This window comes from Azospirillum canadense (genome assembly GCF_025961225.1).
Classification (GTDB): domain Bacteria; phylum Pseudomonadota; class Alphaproteobacteria; order Azospirillales; family Azospirillaceae; genus Azospirillum; species Azospirillum canadense.
The window spans coordinates 841606-859881 of record NZ_JAOQNG010000001.1; the positions used below are offsets into that span (position 1 = coordinate 841606).

The following is an 18276-nucleotide window of genomic DNA, read 5'->3' on the forward strand; positions in this document are numbered from 1 at the left end:
CCTCACTCCGCCGCCGCGTTGGACCGGACGGCGGAGGCGGCGGGGCCGTAGCGCCGCACCATGTCCGCGCAGAACTGGGCGAATTCCTCCTTCACCTGGGGCGGGCTGGTGTGGTGGGGCTCGATCCCGCGGTGCTCCGGCGTGAAGCAGAAGGTGACCGTGACGTTGAAGTCGGACAGCGCCTCCATCTGCCGGTCGAACCAGTCCAGCGCCCCGTCGCGGTAGCTGTCGGCCCAGCTGAGGCCCGTGCGCAGGTAGGTGACGCCCAGGTCCTTCATGCGCCGCACACCCTCGTCCAGCCGATGGTCCTGGAAATGGAACCACTGGCACAGGCCGAAATCGGGTGCCGCCTTGCGGAAATGCTCGTAGGCCGGCTTCTCGGTCCCGTCCTCGCGGACCAGGCCCATGTAGAAGTGGCGGTAGTAGGACGAGCCCTCCGCCTCGCGGTGGCGGGTGGTGGCGGGCCAGGCGCGCGGCAGGTCGAACAGGCTGTACCAGTGGGCGCGCGGCACGCGGCCGCGCAGCAGCGCCACGGTGCGGTTCAGCCCGAAGACCTGCACCTCCTCCGCCCCGAAGGTGGAGATGCCGACCTCCGACACCCACACGGGCAGGTCGGTGACCGCCTGGATTTCCTTCAACTTGTCCGGCCAGTCGTTGAGCTGCCAGTGGTTCCAGTCCAGCGGGAAGCCGTGCACGGCGACCGCGTCCAGATGGTCCAGAACGCCGCGGTTCTTCATGTTGGTCATGAAGGCCGGGTCGATGGGCGAGATGCCGCCCAGCACCTTCGGCAGGGTCGGGTTGACCTCCGCGATCGCGTCCGCCGCGCCGATCACCATGTCGGCGAATTGGCTCCAGTCCGGGTCGATCTGAAAGTCCCAGTGGGATTTGTTGTTCGGCTCGTTCCAGAGCATTACCGCTTCGATCATGCCTCGTCCCTTTATTGGTATTTATGATGAATTTTATTTTTGTAACCCTCTCCCCTCCGGGGAGAGGGTTAGGGTGAGGGGGTCCTGCATCTGCCGAACTCTCCCGTCCCCCGACATCCCCCTCACCCCGACCCTCTCTCCGCTTTCGGCGGACCGAAGGTCCGCCTGTCGCGTCAGCGCAAACTTCGTTTGCGCGTGAGCAGAGGGGAGAGGGGGATTGGGTCATCCCCGCGCCGGGTGCACCGTTTCCACGAAGTCCGACCGCCCCCCGCGGCGGCAGACGAACACCTCCTCCTCCGGATGTTCCAGGATGGTGAAGCCTGATGAGCGCAGCATGGCCTCCATGCCGGCCCGGTTCGGAATCCACCAGTTGGTCTCGTCGTCGCTGTACTTGTTTTCTACGAAAACCATCCGCGGGTAACCGGGGCGTTCGAAGTGTTCGGTCTCGCTGAAGGGATAGTCGTCCTGCACCGGGAAGACGACGTCCGGTCCGCGCAACATGGACTGGAAGACAAGGATGTCCTTGGCGACGTGCTCCCAAATGAGATCGAGCGCCAAGAGGGGGTGACGCAGGTGGTAGAGCACCCCCATGAAAAGGACGACGTCGAACTTCTCCTTCAGGAGAGCAACGTCGTAGACGGACAGCTTGCGAAACTCGATGTCCGCCCCCATGACTTCGGCGGCGAAGCGGGCCTGGTTCAGGTAGACGTCGTCGAAGTCGACGGCCACGACGCGGTCGGCGCCGCGCCGCTTCATCTCGATGGCGTAGAAGCCGCCGTTGCAGCCGATGTCCAGCACGGTCTTGCCGGACAGGTCATCCGGGATGGCGTGGGCGAAGCGCCGCCACTTGATCGCCGGATAGTCGCCGAGGAAATGGTCCGGCGCCGTCCGCACGCCCTTCAGGTCGATGTTGTGGAACCAGCGGCCAAGCTCGCGGACCCGCCGCTCAATGGTTTGCCGTTCAATGGTTTGTCGTTCGATGATTTCCGGCGTCATTCCGCGGCCTCCCGTGCCGTGCCGTTCAGCAGCCCGTCGCTCAACAGGTTCAGCGCGGCGCGGTAGCCACGCACCGTCCCGACGTCGACGTAGGAGGTGCCGGCGCGCACGCCGACCGCCTCCCCGCCCTGGCCGATCCAGGCGTTGATCAGCGTTCCCATGAATTCGTCCCGGCGCTCCCGCGCCTCCCAAAGGGCGTGCAACTCGTGCAGCACCGCCCCGGGCATCTTGAAGGCTCCCCAAATCCAGTTGGACGTGGCCTGCGCGCTCTTTACCTGGATCTCCAGCACGCGCCCGCGATCGTCGGTCACGACGGCGTCGAACAGCTCCGGCTGCTCCACGGGGAAGAGCAGGAAGGAGAGTTTGTCGTCGGGGAGGGTGGCCAGCGCGTCGTCGGGGAACCACACCGTGTCGGGCAGGCCGATCATCACCGGCTCCGACGGGTGGACCAGATGGCGGGCGCGGAAAATGGCGTCGCACAGGCCGCCCGGCCGCGGCTGCACCACATAGGCCACATTGGCGATCAGGGCGGCGCCGTCCACCTCGCCCCCTGAATAATAGCCGCCGTAATATTGCAGGATGTCGAACTTGCCCGGCGCGATGACGAAGGCGATCTTGTCGGCCCCGCCCTTGACCATGCGGTCCACCAGATACTCGCTGACCGCGCGGGGGCGCTCCGTCCCGCCGTCCAGCCGGCTGCCGACGGGCAGCAGCTCCTTGGAGAAGGCGAGCGGCTGGATGCGCGTGCCGCTGCCCGCGGCCGGGATGATGCCCCACATGCTCAGTCGTCGCCTCCGCCTTTGATGTCCAGGATGGAGCGCAACTCGCGCACGCGCCGTTCGGCCGTGTGCTCCTCCAGCGTCCGCTCCCGCGCGCGGCGGGCCAGCTTGGCGAGGTGGTCGCGCGGCAGCATCATCGCCGTGGTAACATCGTCGGTCTCCTTCGCGACCAGAAGGTCGCGGCCCGGCTCGAAGAAGGCCTCCAGCCCCTCCCAATGGTCGGAGATCAGCGGCACGCCGCAGGCCGCCGCCTCGAACAGGCGGCCGGACGGGCACCAGCCCATGCGCTTCATGGCGTCGCGCGTGACGTTCAGCGTCAGGGTGGAGGAGCAGAAGAAGGCCGGGTGTTCGGCCGGCGGCAGGTGCTGCACGAAGTAGATGTTGCTGGTCCAGGGGAAGCTGTCCGGATACTGCGCCCCGCCGATGACGAAGCGCCGCCGCGACAGCCGCCGCGCCGGCTCGATGAACAGGGCCTCCAGCGCCGCCTGCCGGTCCTCCGCGTAGGTGCCGAGGTAGGACAGGTCGCCGAGGTAGGTCTTCACCGGGTCCACCGGCCGGTGCACCTCCGGATCCACCCAGCCGTAGAGCGGGGCGACGTGGCGGGCGCCGAGCCTGGTCTTCAGCTCCTCCAGCGCCCGCCCGCCGGTGTAGCTCAGCACGGTGTCGAAGCCGCCCAACCCCTCCGCCGGCAGGTAGGCCGGCCGCTCCCCCGCCTCCAGCCGGGCCAGCGTCACCGGCGTGTCGAGGTCGTAGAAGACCGTCCGCTGAGCCTTGGAGCCCAGCACCATGTGCGACGCCGCCGCCCCGTCCGGGCAGTAGGAGGTGACCATCGCCACGTCCGCCTCGTCGGCGTGGCGCTGGGCGTCGGCCGCGACGCTCTCCCAGTCGGAATAGAGCACCAGTTCCCCGCCGGGGATCTCCCACAGGTCGCGGTGCTCCGCGTAGTAGGGGACGTCGCGCTCGAAGAAGACGACGCGGTTGCCGCGGCGCACCAGCGCCTTGACCAGCCCGCGCCACAGCGTGGCGTGCCCGTTGCCCCACGAGGAGCTGATGGTGAGTCCGAAAATGACGATTTTCATGATGCCGGCGCCATGCTCCCATCGTCGTCGAGTGTGCCATCATCAAGCGTTTGGTTCAGGCGCAGGACCTTCGGGGTCCAGCCGTCGATGGCTAGAACAGACATCGAGGCCGGAGAGACCTCGATGCGCAAAAACAAATCGATGGATACCCCGAGGTAGTAGGCCAGCGCCGCGCGGATCGCGTCGCCATGGCTGACCAGCACGTGGATGCCGTCGGGATCGTCCGCGCACAACCGGTTGAGGAAGCCGACCATGCGGGCCTGCACCTCCAGCGTGGTTTCCCCGCCCGGCGCGCGGGCGAGGCTGCGGGCGCCGTTCCATTGGCGCCAGGCCGGGTCTGCGTCCAGGTCGGGGAAGTCGCGCCCGGTCCAGGCGCCGAACTCCACCTCCACCAGCGCGTCGGCGGTTTGGATGGGCAGGTCCAGCGCGCGGGCGATCGGCTCCGCCGTTTGCTGCGTGCGGGGCAGGGGGCTGGCCCATAGCCCGCTTGCCCGCTGCCCGGCCGCCCGCTGCCGCGCGAACCAGCGGCCGAGCCGTTCGGCCTGCGCGCGTCCCGTGTCGTTCAGGGACGTGTCCATACGGCCGGCGATGCCGCGGCCGATCCAGTCGTGGTCGGCGTGGCGGACGAGGTAGAGGAGGGTCATCGATAACGAACCTTCAACAAGGGGCCCCTCAGCAGGGGTCGCCGGACTCGATGAATCGTTCCGTGCGCAGCCGCGCCTCGTTGTCGGTGAACTGCACCGGCGGCGACTTCATGAAATAGGAACTCGGCCCTTCCAGCGGCCCGCCGATGCCGCGGTCCAGCGCCAGCTTGGCGCAGCGCACCGCGTCGATGACCACGCCCGCGGAGTTCGGGCTGTCCCACACCTCCAGCTTCAGCTCCAGGTTCAGGGGCACGCCGCCGAAGGCCTCCCCCTCCATGCGGATGTGGCAGAACTTGCGGTCGGCCAGCCAGGGCACATGGTCGCTGGGGCCGATGTGGCAGTCGCCCGCGTCCATGGTGTGGCCGAGCTGGCTGGTGACGGCGCGGGTCTTGGAAATCTTCTTGGACTCCAGCCGCTCCCGCTCCAGCATGTTCAGGAAGTCGGTGTTGCCGCCGAAGTTCAGCTGGTAGGTGCGCTCCAGCAGCACGCCGCGCTCGCGGAACAGGTTGGCGAGCACCCGGTGGATGATGGTGGCGCCGACCTGGCTCTTGATGTCGTCGCCGACGATCGGCACGCCCTTTTCCGTGAAGCGCCGCGCCCAGACGGGGTCGGAGGCGATGAAGACCGGGATGCAGTTGACGAAGGCGCAGCCGGCCTCCAGCGCGCGCTCCGCGTACCAGCGCGTCGCCTCCTCCGATCCCACGGGCAGGTAGGACACCAGCACGTCGGTCTTCGTGGCCTTCAGGATGGCGGTGACGTCGTCCTCGCCGATGTCGGCTTCCTCGACCACGCCGGTCAGGTAGCGGCCCAGCCCGTCCAGCGTCGGCCCGCGGTGCACCGGCACGCCGAGATGCGGCACTTCGGCGAAGCGGATGGTGTTGTTGGGGGCGGCCCCGATGGCTTCCGACAGGTCGCGGCCGACCTTGGCGGCCGACACGTCGAAGGCGGCGGAGAACGCGATGTCGCCGACATGGTACCCTCCGAGCCGGACATGCATCAGGCCGGGTACGTCGGCGTCGTCCTGGGCGTCGCGGTAATACTGCACGCCTTGAACCAGCGACGACGCGCAGTTACCCACCCCGACGATCGCCACCCGCACGGTTTTTCCCGTCATCGTTCCCTCAGGATCCTGGACGCCGCTTGCGCGGCATTTATCAACGCCGCTTGCGCGGCATTTGTCCGGAAAACGAGGTGTGTGCGAACGTGTTCCGAAACCGACGGTGGCGCGTAGGGGGTGCCTAATTCCCTCCCGGTCGGAATCGTCAATTTCGTAGCCGGATGCGTAGGTTGGGTTCCGGCAGCGCCTGCACCCAACCTACAAAAAGGCGGTTACCAATAGGCCATCGCGTCGGCGTAGAGGGCGCGCAGGTCGTCCTCCGTCACCGGCCTTGGCGCGATGGTCAGCAGGCGCTGCTGGGCCATGGCCCCCCTAACGAGGCCGGGGATGTCCGCCTCGCCGTAACCCAGCGCCGACAGGCCGTTCGGCAGGTGGGTGGCCTTCATCATGGCGATCAGCCGGGCCGCCAGGATCGCCCCGCCGTCGGCGGGCGAGACGTCGCGCACGTCGGCCCCCAGCGCGTCCGCGGCGCGGAGGTGGCGCTCCGGCGCTGCCGAGCCGGTGAAGCGGAAGGCCGCCGGGGCGTTCAGCACGACGGAGACGCCGTGCGGCACCATCGGCTCCGCCTTCTCATAGCCGATAGCCGTGAAGCTGTGGTTCATGCCGGCGACCGAGTAGGACATGGCGTGCGGGATGTGCACGCCGGCGTTCCCGAAGGCGAGGCCGGCCAGCGTCGCCGCGAACATCAGGGCGTCGCGCGCCTCCTCGTCGGCCGGGTCGTTGACCGCGCGTTCCAGATACTGCCCGCCCAGCCGGATGGCCTGGAGGCTGCCGATGTCCGACCAGGGGTTGGCGCCCTGGTAGGGCGGGCGCGGGTTCGCCGCGTCGGGCCGCGGGCGGGAGCGGTAGGGGCGGGCCGTGTGGCTCTCGATCGCGTGGGTCAGCACGTCGAATCCGGTGGAGGCGATCACACCCGGCGGCAGGCTGTCGATGGTCGCCGGGTCCACCACCGCGAGGTTAGGGCGCAGGTAGCGGGACGAGATGCCGGTTTTCACCTGTTTCTCGACATGGTCGAAGATGGCCACACCCGTCGTTTCGCTGCCCGTGCCGCAGGTGGTGGGGCAGGCGATGTGCGGCTTGACCGGGCCGGGCACCGGGCGCCCCTCGCCCAGCGGCTTGTTGACGTAGGCCAGGAAGTCCGCCGGGTGGGTGGCGTAGAGGTTGGCGGCCTTGGCCGTGTCGATCACCGACCCGCCGCCGATGGAGATGTAGCCGTCGAAGCCGCCGTCTCGCGAGAAGCTTGCCGCGTCGAGGAAGGAGGCGCTGGTCGGCTCCACCCGGCAGCGATCAAAGACCACCACGTCGAGCCCGGCCGCCTTCAGCGACTCCAGCGCCGTGGCGAAAGGCGCGATGCCGGCCACCAGCGGATCGGTGAACAGCGCCACGCGGCGCATGCCCATCGCCTTGGCGTCGTTGCCCAACTCGGCCAGAACGCCGCGGCCGAACTTCATCGACGCGGCCTCCACCGTGAAGCCGGTGTCGCCGTCGGGCAGGATGGGGTGAGCGATGGAGTCGATCATGCGGCGGGTCCTCCCAAGGGGCTGTGCTTGGATTGCGCTTGTGCGCGGTTCTTCGCCGGATATCGGACCCTCGCGCGGGCCGCCTGTCAACCGGGCTGTTGGTGCGTCAAACAGTCGGCTCCGGCGACGGTGGGGATGCGGACGGTGCCGGCGGTGTAGATGGCGGCCCCTGCAAGCGCCGGTAGAGATACCCAACGCCGATCAGGCTGAACCCCAGCCCCAGGAAGGACGCGACGCGGTAGAGCCCGCCCAGCTGCCCCATGTCGCTGAGGAAGACCTTCGCCACCACCGCCAGCATCAGCGCCAGCGCCACATGCCGCTGCCAGCCGAGCCGCATCCGCAGCGCCCCGACCAGCAGCAGCACCGCCAGCACCAGGAACCCGGCGGAATAGCTGTACCACTCCGCGTCCGACAGCTCCGGCCCGGACAGCACCGGCCCCTGGAAGGCGTGGCGGATCTCCAGCGCCAAGTTCATGCCGAACAGCGCCAGCGGGACCAGCGCCCCCCAATGCCGCAGCCAGCCGGGCAAAGTCTCCGTCCGCAGGTACAGCAGGAACAGCAGGCCGGGCATCCCGTAGGCCAGCAGCAGCGTGTTCGCCACCGGCCACGCCCCGACGCTCTCGCCGCTGCCCAGCGGGTTCAGCAACAGCAAGTGCAGCAGCACCGCTTGAAGCGCGGCGATCCCCGCCAGCGCGCGCCGGCCCCAGACGGCGACCGGGCGCAGACTCCAGCGGCGGTCAGCGGCAAGGACCAGCGCCAGCGCCAGCCAAGCCAGCGTGTGCAGCGCCACCTCCCGCAGCGTGTCGGGGGGATCCTCCAGCGTGCCGCGGGTCAGGTTCTGGATTTCCAGCGAGACGAGCAGCGTGGTGAAGACCAGCGCACCGGCCTCCAGCAGAGCCACGACTTTGTCGTCGCCTCCGCCGCGCAGCCAGCGCGCCGCCAGGAAGAAGCCCGCCGCCGGCAGCCCGTAGCCGTAGAGGATCCAGCCCAGCCCGTGACCCCCATTCTCCAGGCCCCCGTATTCCAGCACGAAGGGATTCAGCACCAGGCGGGCCAGCACCACCAGCGCCACCAGCAGGATCACGCCGCGCAGACTGCGCAGGCCCATGCGCTGCTCCAGCCACGCCAGCACCGGCACCTGGAAGGCGATGGCGACCGACAGCCACGCCTCGCGCAGCATCATCGTGGCGCCGAGGCTGAGCGCGCCGACCGCCCCCGCCGCGAAGGCGGCGAGGCCGAGGCTGACGCCCGGCTCGTGCCGGCGCCGGGACAGCGGCGTGGTCGCGGCGACCAGCGCCGCCGCCAGCGCGAGGCTCGCCACCGGCCACAGCGTGTCCGCCCGCGGCGGGTCGAGCCGCCAATAGGCCATGGCCAGCAAGGCCACCGGCACCCAGGCCGACAGCGACGACCACAGCGCCGCCCGCGCCGATCCCCACAGCGCGACGAAGCCGCCGATCCCGTACAGCGCGGCGTAGCCGGCGACCGCCCACAAGAAGCGGAAGGCCATGGCCGGCAGCGCGTCGCCGGGGGCCGGGACGATCGGGTTGCCCTCCGCGTTCAGGACGGGCGGCGGCAGCGGCCAGCCCGGCACCGTCCAGCCGGCGAGCGCCAGCAGTGTCGCCGTTGCCGCCACCCAGGCGACGCCGGCCAGCCGCTCCACCCGCCGGCCAACCACCACGGTCAGCAGCCCGAACAGTCCCAGCATGACCAGCGACACCGTGCGGTGCCCGTCCGCAGCGGTGAGCAGCGCGGTCAGCACGCCCAGCACCGCCACCGCGGTCACGGCCAGCCGGTCCAGCGGCGGGCGCTTCCGCCAGTGCCGCAGGCCCCAAGGGACCGGCTCCGCGCCGGGGTCGATCAGGGCGGCGGGCATCAGGAACAGCGCGGTGGTCAGCAGCAGGTAGAGCCCGACCGGCAGTGCGTCCCCCGGCTCCCACCCGCCGACGTACCAGACCGGCACCCAGACGGCGGCCCCGACCAGCGTGCCGAGCCCCAGCCAGCGCCAGCGCCGCCACAGCACCACCGTCATGCCGCCGGCGGATAGGGCCAGCAGATAAGCGAACAGCCCCCAGGCGGACGGTGAGTCGGACGGCACGAGCAGCGGAGTCGTGAAGCCGCCCAGCAGGCCCAGCGCCGCGATGTAGGGTCCTTGCAGAAGCGACAGCGCGATCGCCGTCAGCGCCAGTGCGGCGAGCAGCCCGAAGGCGACCAGCGGCGGGAACAGGTCATACAGAGCGTAGCCGCCATAGACGCTGGCGAAAGCGGCGAACAACCCGGCCGCGGTCAGCGCCGGCGGCACGTAATCGGGCCGGACGAGGTCCGGCGGCATTTGCGCCAGACTGTGCCGCCGCACCCACTCGCCGCCCACCATCAAAGCGATGCCGGACAGCAGCCCCAGCGTCACCCGGACGCTGGGCCCCAGCCAGCCGCTGTCGATGGACAGCTTGATGAAGAAGGCCGCCGCCAGGGCGACCGTCGCCCCGCCCAGCCAGATCAGCCAGCGCCCCGCCAGCGCCTCCTCCAACGCGCGCAGCGTGGAGCGGGGCGGGGCCTGCGCCGCGACCGGCTCCGGCGGCGCCATGGTGGGTGGTGGTTCCGGTTCCGGGACGGGTGCTGCCTCCATCGCCAGCGGCGCCGCTTCGGCCGTGGGCTCGGGCGGTGGTGCGGTGCCCTGGAGCCGTTGCAGCGCCTGCCGCAGCGCCGCGATCTCGCTTTCCTGCGCCTTCAGCCGGCGATTGAAGCGGTAGGCCAGGATGGCGACCACCACCAACAGTATGACGTCCATGCGCGCCCGCTCCGGTTCGGCTGTCCCGACCGGGCACGATACCGCTCAGCCCACGCGCCTGTCTCTCTCACCTGTGGATGGGTAAGAAGCCCTCTCTCCCCTGGCCTCTCGCGCCCGCTTGCGGGCGCTGCCGGCGACAGGCGGCCTGTGGCCGCCGAGAGCGGGAGAGGGTTTGGGTGAGGGGGATTTACGCCCGGTAGGGCGGAGAAAAATCTCTCGAAAAGGCGTGGCTTGTTGGGGCGGTCTGCCTGCGGCACCCCCTCATCCTAACCTTCTCCCCAGGGGGGAGAAGGGACGGGTGTCGCCCCCGATTGGTCCAAACGTCGGATCATCGTCAGGGCGTCATCGACCGCGTGGAACTCCGCCGTGTTGTCGAAGACGCACCAGACCGGCCGCTCCCGCGCCTCCTGGTGGAAGTGCCGCGCCAGCCGGTCGAGCACGTCCAGCGCGTAGGGGCTGCGGTACATGTGCGGGGAGCCGTGCAGGCGCCAGTAGCGCAGGCCCGCCCAGCCTGCGGGCTCCGCCGCGTCCAGCACCGGGGTGGGGTCGGCGGCGACGCGGGCGACGGCGTGCTCGACCAGCAGCCGATCCGGTGCCGCCGCGAACCAGCTCGGGTGGCGCGGCTCGCAGACGACATCCCCAGGGAAGCGGGCGCGCAGCGCGGCGAAGAAGGCTTCCGCCACCGGCGCCTCAAAGCGCAGCGTCGGTGGCAACTGCACCAGCAACGGCCCCAGCCGGTCACCGAGGTGCCCGACCTCGAACAGGAACCGATCCAGAAGGTCGGTTACGTCCTTCAGGCGGCGGTCGTGGGTGATGCTGCGCGGAACCTTGGCGGCGAAGCGGAAGCCCGGCGGGGTGGAGGCGGCCCAACGCGCCCAGGTCTCCGGCTTGTGCGGGCGGTAGAAGCTGCTGTTGACCTCCGCCATCGGGAAGACGCGGGCGTAGCGTTCCAGATGCGTGCCGTCCGCCGGGAAGGCCGGGGCGGAGAGCTTCGGGATGCTCCAGCCAGCGCAGCCGATCCGTATGTCGGCCAAGGGATCGACCATCATCCGGCGCTGGCCTGCGGCATCGCCGGAGCGGCGCCGGGTGCCCGGCGCAGGCGCATCGCATCGGCCTCCACGAAGATGCGGCGGACCTCCGGGAACTGGCCGCGGATGCGGGTTTCCAACGCCGCGACGGTGTCCTCCACCTCGTCGGCGGTCAGCTCGTCCTGGAACTCCGCGGACATGTTCAGCAGGACGTCGTCGGGGCCCATGTGCATGGTCAGCACGTCGATGGTGCGCTTGACCCGCCGCTCCTCGCCGACGATGCGGCGGATGCCTTCCACCACGCGGCGGTCGGCCGCCTCCCCGATCAGCAGCCCCTTGGACTCGTAGGCCAGCAGCGCCGCGACCACCGCCAGCACCACGCCGATGGCGAGCGAGGCCCAGGCATCGAACACCGGGTTGCCGGTGATCTCCCCCGCCACCAGCCCCGCCGCGGCCAGCAGCAGGCCGACCAGCGCCGCCGTATCCTCCAGCAGCACGACGAAGATGGAGGGGTTCTTGGAACGACGCACGGCCGACAGCAGCGGCACCCCCTGGGTGGTGCGCCGGAACTCCTTGAACGCCACCCACCAGGACGCGCCCTCGAACAGCGTGGCGAAGCCCAGCACGCCGAAGTTGACCCAGGGAGTCTCCACCGGCCTGGGGTTCTTCAGCGCGAGCCACCCGTCGTACAGCGACACCCCCGCCCCAAGGCCGAACAGCAGCACCGCGACGACGAAGGACCAGAAATAGACCTCGCGCCCAAAGCCGAAGGGGTGCTCCGGCGTCGCCGGCCGGCGCGACCGCCGGATGCCGTAGAGCAGGAGCACCTGGTTGCCGCTGTCCACCACGGAGTGGATCGCCTCGCTGAACATGGCGGCGCTGCCGGTCAGCGCGCTGGCGACGAATTTCGTCACGGCGATGGCAAGATTGCCCGCCAACGCGGCGACGACGACCTTCGTGGACCCTTCCGCCAAGCGGCTCCTCCCGGCTGTGCGTTGTTCAAAGCTGCACGACGGGAAACCCCGCGCCGGGGGAGGGGGTTCCCGGGTCTTTGATCCCCACTCCCTACGGAAGTTACAGCAGCATCGGCTGCCGTTCGTCCTTCACCCGCGCTGGGGCCGGTTCCATCCGGTCCACCTCGGCGATCAGTCGGGCCATCTCGCGGCGGGCCTTTTCGGCTTCGTAGCCGGGGCGGTACTTGCCAATGAAGCCCTTTTGGCAGGCGCGGTGGAAGCGCTGGGACGCCGTCGCCCAGTCGTCGCCGGGGCGCAGCCAGCTGACGTAGGTGGTGCCGGTGCGCGGGTCGGTGCGGAGGTAGCGGCCGCGTCCCTTGTCCCCGCGCACCCACTGGCCGGGCTTCAGGTGCAGGGCGCCCCGCGACAGCAACAGCGACACCTGCGGGGTCAGGTCGATGGTCGGGAAATACGGCATGGCATAACCCTCCGGGCCGCCGCCCAAAAGCGCGGCCGAAAACGTGGTCCTCGTGGTTTTTGGTGTAGCCCCCATATGGGGATTTCCGGCCCTGCGTTCAAGGTTTGTTCACGGTTTTCAACGTCTTGCGGGGGCCTTGCCGAGGGCTTGTCCGGAGAATGTCGGTTGAGTTCCACAGCCCGTCCGTCCTAGGCTTTACCCCTGATTTTCCCCTGCCGTTGATGAGCGCATGCGCCCCCTGCTGACCTTCTCCGCCCGCCTCCTGTTCGCCACCACGGTCCTGGCCGGTTGCCAGTCGGCGGGCACGCCGCCGATCGCCGCGACCCCGGCCGCCGCGGGTCAGGCGACCACGGCCACCGCCTCCTCCGCCGCCGCTCTGCCCGCGACGCCAATGTCCCAGACGGGGGCGCCCCAGGCTCCGCGCGTCAGCTACACGGAGTGGCTGCGCGCCCTGCGGACGGAAGCGCTGGGCCAGGGCATCCGGCCGCAGACCTTCGACCGCGCCTTCGCCTCGGTGAAGCTGTCCGACCGTGTGGTCGAGCTTGACCAGGCCCAACCGGAGTTCACCCGCCAGCCCTGGCAGTATTTGGACAGCATGGTGTCGGACACCCGCGTCCAGCAGGGCCGCCAGAAGATGCAGGAGAACGCCGCCCTGCTTCAGCGCATCACGCAGCGCACCGGCGTGCCGGCGGAGATCCTCGTCGCCCATTGGGGGGCCGAGTCCGACTACGGGCGCGGTACCGGCTCCTTCTCCGTGCTCGACGCGCTGACGACGCTGGCCTACGAGGGCCGCCGCGCCAGCTACTTCCGGACGGAGCTGCTGGCCGCGCTGCGCATCCTCGACAGCGGCGACATCGCGCCGGACCGGATGAGCGGCTCCTGGGCCGGGGCCATGGGCCAGACCCAGTTCATGCCGACCGTCTTCCTGAAGAACGCCATGGACGAGGACGGCGACGGCCGCCGCGACATCTGGGGCAGCCTGCCGGACGTCTTCGCCTCCACCGCCAAGTTCGTCCAGGGCAACGGCTGGCGCGCCGGGGAGCGCTGGGGCGAGGAGGTCGCGCTTCCCGCCGGCTTCCCCTACGACCAGGCGGAGTACAACATCACCAAGCCTCTCGCGGAGTGGCGGAGCCTCGGCGTGCGCCCGCTGACCGGGGGCGAACTGGCCGGCGACGGCAACGCTGCGGTGCTGGTGCTGGGCGGGCACACGGGGCCGGCCTTCCTGGTGCGCGAGAACTTCCGCGCCATCATGCGCTACAACCCATCCACCAGCTACGCGCTGGCGGTGGCTCTGCTGGCCGACCGCCTGTCCGGGCGCCCCGGCGTCCAGGGCAAGTGGCCGCGCAACGAGCTGGCGCTGAGCAAGGACGAGCGGATCGAGTTGCAGCAGCGCTTGGCGTCCATCGGCATGGATCCGGGTGCCCAGGACGGCATCGTCGGCGCCAACACCCGCACCGCCGTGCGGCGCTTCCAGCAATCCATCGGCGCCGTCCCCGACGGCTTCGCCACCAAGTCCCTGCTGGAGCGCCTGCGCCGCTCCTCCAACCCCGTCCAGGCTGCCGGGTAAGCCGGCCTATTCTCCCAACACGTGCAGCACGATCTGCCGGCTGTGGGGGCGGCGGCGGTGTTCGAACAGGTAGACGCCCTGCCAGGTGCCGAGCGCCATGCGCCCCTCCACCACCGGAATGGACAGCTGCACCGTGGTGAGGGCGGAGCGGATGTGGGCCGGCATGTCGTCCGGCCCTTCCAGCGTGTGGTCGTAGAGCGACGGGTCCTCCGCGACCAGCCGCTGGAAGAAGCGCTCCAGGTCGGTGCGCACGTCGGGGTCGGCGTTCTCCTGGATCACCAGAGAGGCCGAGGTGTGGCGGCAGAAGACGGTCAGCAACCCGGTCGTGATGCCCTGTTCGCCGAGCCAATGGGTGATCGGCTCCGTCACCTCCACGAGGCCCTGGCCGCGGGTCTGGATGCTCAGGGTGGTGACTGCCTGTCTCATGGGCTGCCTCATGGGTGTTCCCGCCTGTTGTTCGTCTTGGAACCGGTGGTGAGCTATACCAAATCGGACAGCGTCTGGACCTTGAACAGGTGACCCCATGGAATTGAACGGCCAGTACCGGATTCCGGCGGAGCGGGAGCGGGTGTTCGCGGCACTCTGCGACCCGGTCGTCCTGCAACGCTGCATTCCCGTGCTGGAGGAGATCGACCGCCTGTCGCCGACGGACTACGCCGCCCGCGTGCGCGCCACCGTGGGGCCGCTGAAGGCGCGCTTCCACGGGCGCCTGCGCCTGTCGCCGGAGGACGCGCCGCGCTTCTACATCCTCTACGCGGAGGGCAGCGGCGGCCTCGCGGGGGCCGTGAAGGGGGAGGCGCGCATCACGCTGGAGGAGGTGGAGGGCCACACGCACCTGACCTACACGCTGGCCGCCGCGCTGGGCGGTGCGGTGGGGCGGCTGGCGGTGAAGCTGGTCCAGGCCAAGGCCGACCGGGTGATCGGCGGCTTCTTCGAGCGCTTCACCGCGGAAGTTTTGGAGCCTTAACACCGTTGCCGGTGGGCGGAACGGCCGCTATCGTCGCGGCCTCGTTTGACCTGGAGCCCACATGCCCACCGTGACCATCCGTCCGGCCGTCGAGGCCGACTGCGCCACCATTCTGCGCTTCGTCAAGGAACTGGCCGTGTTCGAACGCGAGCCCGACGCGGTCAAGGCGACCGAGGAGGATTTCCGGCGCGATGGCTGGGGCGAGCGTCCGGTGTTCGACGCGTTGATCGCGGAACTGGACGGCGCGCCGGTCGGCTTCGCCCTGTGCTTCCGCAACTATTCGACCTGGGAAGGGCGGGCCGGGATCTTCGTGGAGGATCTGTATGTGACGCCGGACGCGCGCCGCTTCGGCGTGGGCCGCAAGTTGCTGACCGCGGTCGCCAAGCGCGCTGTGGAGCAGGGCTGCCGGCGGGTGGACCTGAGTGTCCTGGATTGGAACCCGGCGCGCGATTTCTACGACCGCATCGGGTTCAAGCAGATGGAGGAGTGGCTTCCCTATCGCCTCACCGGCGGGGCGCTGGCCGCGCTCGCCGCCCAGGCGGAGGAGTAATCATTCATACAGCCGCTGGGTCGGGCCGCGTGCCGGGGCCGGAGACGCCCCGGCATCGTGCCACCCCGCGGACGTCCTATCAGGCCGCCTTCACCATCGAGGCGGCGTTCAGCAGGTCCAGGTAGCCGGCGCGCTCTTCGCGCAGCGTGGCGAGCAGGTCGTACAGGCTCTCGCGGACGAACGGGTCATTCTGGGCGTCGATCTTGTTCTGCGTCAGCTGGATGAACTCATCGACCAGGGTGATGTGGACGCGAGAGGAGGAGGTAACCTTTTCGGCGGTGGTGGCGACGATCATTTGAAAAACTCCGTTTTGACTTGTGTGTTCGTGATGGGTGTATTTGGCCAGATGCCGGTTAACGACTTACTAACGCGGCCCTGGACCCGGTGGTGTCTTGAGGGTTAATACTCCGCTTCGGGGAAGTATGAGGTTTATACCCCAAAGGAGTACCTCTTTTCTTTAGAAGCCGAACTGGGTCGGGCTGAGATTCAAGGATTCACAAAGGCTTCGCGCCTTTGCGGCCTGCGCCGGCGACAGCGCGTCGACGCCTCCGGCGGCGTTAAGACAGGCGCCGAAGACGCGTTTCGCCCCGTTAACGTCGCCCTTGGCTTGGCGGGCTACCCCCATCGCATCGGCCTCGCCGGCCGTCGCGTTTTCCTGGATGTGGCGGACGTGGTCGTCGAAGCATTGCAGGGCCTGCGCAGACCCGCCCTCGGGCAGCGGAGCCGCGCGCAGCAGCGCCTGGAGCCGCCCCCGCAGGGCGGAGGCGTCGGCATCCCCGGCGGTGGCGAGCAGGGCGCAGCCGGCCGCGATGGCCGGGGCATCCTCGCCCGTCAGCGCGCCGTTCGTTGTGTCCAAGGAATCCATGCCGTTTCCTTCCGTCCGTGCGGCTGGTCAACACGCGGACGGCGAAACGGTTTCGTGTCTAAACGATATACCAGGAATGGAGACGCGCCGGAGGGGGTGGGGATAGGGCGCGTGGCCGCGGCTCAGGCTGCGCGGGCGATGGCGGCGTCCATGCTGTCGGCACGCTCCAGCGCGCGGGCGATCATCTCGTCGAACAGGTCGTTCACCAGCGACGCCATGCGCACGGGGGCACCGCCCAACTGCGGTCCTTCCATCAGCACGGAGCCTTCCTCGCCGGGGCCGACAATGCGCCAGCCCTGCGCCTTCATCTCGGCGACGCGCGCCTTGGCAATGAACGCACGCACGTGGTCCGCCGCGAACTCGCTCATTCGATTCTCCCGGGGCTAAACGGTCGTTTCAGCCAACCGTAGCGCAGCAAAGTGAACAGAACAAGAACAATGTGGAGTCCTGGAAGCGTCGCGCGGCAGCAATGCGCCGGGTTCCCCTTGCCGAGCGCGCGGCGCGTCAAAATTTGCTGTCCAAAGGGCGGTTCAACCCCATGCGACCAAACCACGAGGACACGGCTATGACCGGCAAGACCGGCGTGCGCAGCGAGACCGACAGCTTCGGCCCCATCGACGTTCCCGCCGACCGCTATTGGGGGGCGCAGACCCAACGCTCCCTGCAGAACTTCCGCATCGGGGGCGAACGCATGCCGGCGCCGCTGGTGCGCGCGCTGGGCATCCAGAAGAAGGCGTCGGCGCAGGCCAACATGGCGCTGGGCGTGCTCGACGAGCGGCTCGGCCGCGCCATCGTGGAGGCGGCGGAGGAGGTGATCGAGGGCTCGCTGGCCGACCATTTCCCGCTGGTGGTCTGGCAGACGGGGTCGGGCACCCAGACGAACATGAACGCCAACGAGGTCATCTCCAACCGCGCCATCGAGAAGCTGGGCGGCGAGATGGGCTCCAAGAAGCCGGTCCACCCCAACGACCACGTCAACATGGGGCAGTCGTCCAACGACAGCTTCCCCACCGCGATGCACATCGCCGCCGCCGAGCAGATCCACCACGAGCTTCTGCCGGCGCTGGAGCACCTGCACGCGGCCCTCTCGGCGAAGGCCGAGGCGTTCAGCGACATCGTGAAGATCGGCCGCACCCACCTTCAGGACGCCACGCCGCTGACTTTGGGCCAGGAGTTCTCCGGCTACGCCACGCAGATCCGCTACGGGATCGAGCGGGTGAAGGCGTCGCTCCCGCAGCTCTACCGGCTGGCCCAGGGCGGCACGGCGGTCGGAACCGGCCTGAACGCCAAGGCTGGCTTCGCCGAGGCCTTCGCGGAGGAGGTGGCGCGCATCACCGGGCTGCCCTTCGTCACGGCCGAGAACAAGTTCGAAGCGCTGGCCACCCACGACGCGCTGGTCGACGCGCACGGCAGCCTGAACACGCTGGCCGTGTCGCTGATGAAGATCGCCAACGACATCCGCCTGCTGGGCTCCGGCCCGCGCTGCGGCATCGGCGAGATCTCCCTGCCGGAGAACGAGCCCGGCTCCTCCATCATGCCCGGCAAGGTGAACCCCACCCAGTCGGAGGCGATGACCATGGTCTGCGCCCAGGTGATGGGCAACCAGACCACCGTCAGCATCGCCGGCGCCACCGGCCATTTCGAACTGAACGTGTTCAAGCCGGTGATCGCCTTCAACGTCCTGCAATCGATCCGCCTGCTGGCCGACGCCTGCGTCAGCTTCACCGACAACGCCGTCGTCGGCATCGAGGCCAACCGCAGCCGCATCGACCAACTGCTGAACGAAAGCCTGATGCTGGTCACCGCGCTGAACCCGCACATCGGCTACGACAACGCCGCCAAGATCGCCAAGAAGGCCCACAAGGAAGGCACCACCCTGAAGCAGGCCGGCATCGCGCTGGGCCTGCTGACGGAGGAGCAGTTCGACCAGTGGGTCAAGCCCGAGGCGATGGTCAAGCCGCGCTGAACGTCGCACCCTGTCGACACGCCCTGTCCCCGAACGGGACGGGGCGTGTAGAATGC

At 69.3% G+C, this 18276-nt stretch carries 19 protein-coding genes; 4 read left to right on the plus strand and 15 right to left on the minus strand.

From position 1 onward, the window contains the following. Positions 1-2 precede the first annotated feature (2 nt). The 11 genes from M2351_RS04000 to M2351_RS04050 all read right to left on the minus strand — a co-directional run bounded on the left by M2351_RS04000 (position 3) and on the right by M2351_RS04050 (position 12305). On the minus strand, positions 3-926 hold the full coding sequence (locus M2351_RS04000) for a glycoside hydrolase 5 family protein (RefSeq protein ID WP_264654851.1): 924 nt from the start codon (positions 924-926) through the stop codon (positions 3-5). 222 nt (positions 927-1148) lie between these two features. Further along, positions 1149-1922 carry a TIGR04290 family methyltransferase gene (locus tag M2351_RS04005; RefSeq protein WP_264654852.1) on the minus strand — a complete coding sequence of 258 codons (774 nt, stop codon included), beginning with the start codon at positions 1920-1922 and terminating at the stop codon, positions 1149-1151. After that, positions 1919-2701 (minus strand): sugar phosphate nucleotidyltransferase, encoded by a 783-nt coding sequence (locus tag M2351_RS04010; RefSeq protein ID WP_264654853.1) that lies wholly within the window; start codon positions 2699-2701, stop codon positions 1919-1921. The genes M2351_RS04005 and M2351_RS04010 overlap by 4 nt, the downstream gene beginning before the upstream one ends. Positions 2702-2703: 2 nt before the next feature. Continuing rightward, positions 2704-3780, minus strand: coding sequence for a CgeB family protein (locus M2351_RS04015; RefSeq protein ID WP_264654854.1), 1077 nt, complete (start codon positions 3778-3780; stop codon positions 2704-2706). Further along, a complete protein-coding gene (locus M2351_RS04020; protein ID WP_264654855.1) occupies positions 3777-4424 on the minus strand; it encodes a histidine phosphatase family protein in 648 nt (215 codons plus the stop codon). The genes M2351_RS04015 and M2351_RS04020 overlap by 4 nt, the downstream gene beginning before the upstream one ends. A gap of 28 nt (positions 4425-4452) precedes the next feature. Beyond that, positions 4453-5538 carry an inositol-3-phosphate synthase gene (locus M2351_RS04025; protein ID WP_264654856.1) on the minus strand — a complete coding sequence of 362 codons (1086 nt, stop codon included), beginning with the start codon at positions 5536-5538 and terminating at the stop codon, positions 4453-4455. A 215-nt stretch (positions 5539-5753) separates the two neighbouring features. Beyond that, on the minus strand, positions 5754-7061 hold the full coding sequence (locus M2351_RS04030) for a hydroxyacid-oxoacid transhydrogenase (RefSeq protein ID WP_264654857.1): 1308 nt from the start codon (positions 7059-7061) through the stop codon (positions 5754-5756). Positions 7062-7167: 106 nt separating this feature from the next. After that, positions 7168-9846 carry a DUF2339 domain-containing protein gene (locus tag M2351_RS04035; protein WP_264654858.1) on the minus strand — a complete coding sequence of 893 codons (2679 nt, stop codon included), beginning with the start codon at positions 9844-9846 and terminating at the stop codon, positions 7168-7170. 266 nt (positions 9847-10112) lie between these two features. Then, complete coding sequence (locus M2351_RS04040; RefSeq protein ID WP_264654859.1) at positions 10113-10895, minus strand: DUF72 domain-containing protein; 783 nt, start codon at positions 10893-10895, stop codon at positions 10113-10115. Beyond that, positions 10892-11848, minus strand: a complete 957-nt coding sequence (locus tag M2351_RS04045; RefSeq protein WP_264654860.1) for a cation diffusion facilitator family transporter — start codon at positions 11846-11848, stop codon at positions 10892-10894. Before M2351_RS04045 ends, M2351_RS04040 begins: the two co-directional genes overlap by 4 nt. Positions 11849-11948: 100 nt before the next feature. After that, positions 11949-12305, minus strand: a complete 357-nt coding sequence (locus tag M2351_RS04050; protein WP_264654861.1) for a hypothetical protein — start codon at positions 12303-12305, stop codon at positions 11949-11951. A gap of 229 nt (positions 12306-12534) precedes the next feature. Here M2351_RS04050 and M2351_RS04055 point away from each other — a divergent pair, with 229 nt between their 5' ends. Continuing rightward, positions 12535-13872, plus strand: coding sequence for a lytic murein transglycosylase (locus tag M2351_RS04055; RefSeq protein WP_264654862.1), 1338 nt, complete (start codon positions 12535-12537; stop codon positions 13870-13872). A 6-nt stretch (positions 13873-13878) separates the two neighbouring features. Here the strand turns inward: M2351_RS04055 and M2351_RS04060 are convergent, their stop codons facing one another. Next, positions 13879-14298 (minus strand): secondary thiamine-phosphate synthase enzyme YjbQ, encoded by a 420-nt coding sequence (locus M2351_RS04060; RefSeq protein WP_264654863.1) that lies wholly within the window; start codon positions 14296-14298, stop codon positions 13879-13881. A 97-nt stretch (positions 14299-14395) separates the two neighbouring features. Between M2351_RS04060 and M2351_RS04065 the strand changes: the two genes are divergently transcribed. Both M2351_RS04065 and M2351_RS04070 read left to right on the plus strand, forming a co-directional pair. Then, positions 14396-14839: a CoxG family protein gene (locus M2351_RS04065; protein ID WP_264654864.1), complete on the plus strand. Its 444-nt coding sequence runs from the start codon at positions 14396-14398 to the stop codon at positions 14837-14839. 61 nt (positions 14840-14900) lie between these two features. Continuing rightward, complete coding sequence (locus tag M2351_RS04070) at positions 14901-15389, plus strand: GNAT family N-acetyltransferase (protein ID WP_264654865.1); 489 nt, start codon at positions 14901-14903, stop codon at positions 15387-15389. Positions 15390-15468: 79 nt separating this feature from the next. Here the strand turns inward: M2351_RS04070 and M2351_RS04075 are convergent, their stop codons facing one another. From M2351_RS04075 to M2351_RS04085, 3 genes are all read right to left on the minus strand, one after another. Beyond that, positions 15469-15684 (minus strand): hypothetical protein, encoded by a 216-nt coding sequence (locus M2351_RS04075; protein WP_264654866.1) that lies wholly within the window; start codon positions 15682-15684, stop codon positions 15469-15471. A 162-nt stretch (positions 15685-15846) separates the two neighbouring features. Next, positions 15847-16254 carry a hypothetical protein gene (locus tag M2351_RS04080; protein WP_264654867.1) on the minus strand — a complete coding sequence of 136 codons (408 nt, stop codon included), beginning with the start codon at positions 16252-16254 and terminating at the stop codon, positions 15847-15849. 122 nt (positions 16255-16376) lie between these two features. Continuing rightward, positions 16377-16622 carry a hypothetical protein gene (locus tag M2351_RS04085; protein WP_264654868.1) on the minus strand — a complete coding sequence of 82 codons (246 nt, stop codon included), beginning with the start codon at positions 16620-16622 and terminating at the stop codon, positions 16377-16379. A 197-nt stretch (positions 16623-16819) separates the two neighbouring features. On the opposite strand from M2351_RS04085, the gene fumC reads away from it, so the two are divergent. Continuing rightward, the gene (fumC, locus tag M2351_RS04090; protein WP_264654869.1) at positions 16820-18220 is read left to right on the plus strand and encodes a class II fumarate hydratase; all 1401 of its coding nucleotides are present in this window, start codon (positions 16820-16822) and stop codon (positions 18218-18220) included. Positions 18221-18276 lie beyond the last annotated feature (56 nt).